The organism is Streptomyces sp. SID14436 (assembly GCF_010548465.1).
GTDB lineage: Bacteria > Actinomycetota > Actinomycetes > Streptomycetales > Streptomycetaceae > Streptomyces.
Genome location: NZ_JAAGMD010000470.1, coordinates 1 through 972 on the forward strand (window position 1 = coordinate 1; position 972 = coordinate 972).

Annotated in this window: 2 pseudogenes; one reads left to right on the top strand and one right to left on the bottom strand. The window is 78.2% G+C overall.

Annotated features, from left to right (window positions below):
- Positions 1-315: pseudogene (locus G3I53_RS33335) on the bottom strand (amidase); the annotation flags it as partial.
- Positions 316-500: 185 nt separating this feature from the next.
- Here G3I53_RS33335 and G3I53_RS16150 point away from each other — a divergent pair.
- Positions 501-972, top strand: a pseudogene (locus tag G3I53_RS16150) (tetratricopeptide repeat protein); the annotation flags it as partial.

Sequence of the window (972 nt, forward strand, 5' to 3'; positions counted from 1 at the left end):
CCCGCCGGAGCGCGGCGCGCGGGCGCGGTCGGCGGACACCCGGTCGTCCACCGCCGCCGCCTGCCGCAGGGCCTCCTCGCGCCACACCTCGAGGAACGCGCACAGCACCGGATCGGCCCGCTCGATGCGCTCCAGCGCCCCCGCCACCACCTCCACGGCCCGGACACGGCCCGCCCGCACGGCCCGGGCGATCTCCACCGCCGAGGCGGTCGCCACGGTGGGATCCGCCTCCACGGCCGGGACGGCGTCGGGGCCGGACCCCGCGCCGCTCTCCAGTCCCTGCCCCTCGCGTCCCCGGCGTCCCCTTCGGCCCATGCCTCCCTGCCTCCCCTGCTTCCCCTGCCCTCGTGATGCCCCTTCCCGGTCCCGCGCACGCCGCCCCCACCCGTCCCCCACCGGGCGGACGGCCGTTGGGACGAGCCTGTGACAACGCGGTGACGTGAGAAACCGGGGAGGGCGGACAGACTGGTCGGTAGGTGTACGACCCGAATGAGGGGACCATGGCGCGACTCAGCCGTGAGATGAAGCGGGAACAGCAGGCGGCGCACACGACGCACCGTGCGGCCGAGCCGATCGAGGTCCGCATCCCCGCCGCCGGGGAGGGTGCCGGCGCCGCGTCCGTCGGCGGGGTGCCGGTGGCGGCGGCTCCCGGGGAGGAAGTGCAGCAGGCCGTGCTCGACCGGCTCCAGCGCATGGCCCTCGCCTCCGGGCAGGCCGTCCTGGCCACCGTCCGGGACGAACGCATCGGCTACGTCGTCCCGCTGCGGGTCGAGCCGGACGGCTCCAGCCACTTCACCGCGGACCCCGCCCCGCTCGCCCCGCCCGCGTCTCCGGCTCAGGCCCCGATCGCCCCGGCGTCCCCGCCCGCGCTTCCGGCTCACGCCCCGGACGCCCCGGCGTCCCCGCCCGCGCTTCCGGCTCACGCCCCGATCGCCCCGCCGTCCCCGCCCGCGCCTCCGGCTCACGCCTCGG